We start from the raw sequence: 1,010 nt of genomic DNA, 5'->3' as shown, positions 1-1,010 counted from the left end.
GCCGTCCCGTGTGCAGCAGGTCGCGCTGATTTCGGCCGAGCAGTTTGAAAAGCTCAGTCAGCAGCGTCAGGCGCCGCAAGTCGCGCCCGAACCTGCGCCGTTGGATGAACCGGCCGAAGTGCAGCCCGCGCCCGAGCCAGCACCGCAGCCGGATCCTGAGCCGGAAACCGTTCAGCCCGAACCGGTCGCGCCGGCGGCGCCGGATCCGCAGGTGACAGAGATCCCAGAGCCGCAGCCCGAGCCGGATGTGCCGGCCACTCCGCCTGCAGCGGTTGAGGCGCCGGAGATTGCGGCGCTGGTGCGGCAGCTGCGCCCTGAGACCGCGCCGCGCCCGGTGGACCGGGTCGCGCCTGAGCCTGTCGCGCCGCCTGAGCCGGACACCCGTGTGGATGACATTGCCCAGCCGGAAGTGTCGCCAGAAGAAGGTACGGAAACCGAGCAGGAGGCGCAGGAAGCGACCGCGCCTGAGGCTGCCAGCGACAGGATCGTGACCGAAGAGAATGCAGGCGAGGAGGTTGCAGCCTCTGCTGCGCCGGAAGTGTCTGTGCGGCCCAAAACACGGCCCGCGCGCCCGCAGCCGCAGCCGGAAGAGGCCGTGGAAGCGGCCCAGCCGGCAGAACAGGAGCAGCCGGAGACGGCGGATATGCCCTCCGCGGTGGAGGATGCTTTGGCAGAAGCCCTGGCAGGGGGGGCCGATGTCGAGGCGCGGGAACCTTCGGGGCCGCCGCTGACGCTGGGCGAAAAGGATGCCTTGCGCGTTGCGGTCTCGCAGTGCTGGAACGTGGGCTCGCTGTCGACTGATGCGTTGAACACCACGGTGGTGGTGGCGGTGTCGCTGGCACAGGATGGCAAGCCGGACAGCGGCAGCATCCGGATGCTGTCCAGCACCGGCGGCTCGTCGTCGGCGGCACAGCAGGCCTTTGGGGCCGCCCGGCGGGCAATAATCCGCTGCGGAGCCAAGGGGTTTCAGCTTCCCCCTGAAAAATACGCGCAATGGCGTGATATTGAGA

The 1,010-nt window shown here is 68.9% G+C and carries 1 protein-coding gene; it reads left to right on the top strand.

The genetic code is table 11. From position 1 onward, the window contains the following. Window positions 1–1,010, top strand: a 1,010-nt coding sequence (locus A2I95_RS42320) for an energy transducer TonB (protein WP_291738206.1), incomplete at both ends; no start/stop codon positions are given.

The sequence above is a fragment of the Leisingera sp. F5 genome, assembly GCF_001593695.1.
Note: the sequence above shows the minus strand (reverse complement) of the source record. Positions and strands in the feature narration are given on the sequence as shown.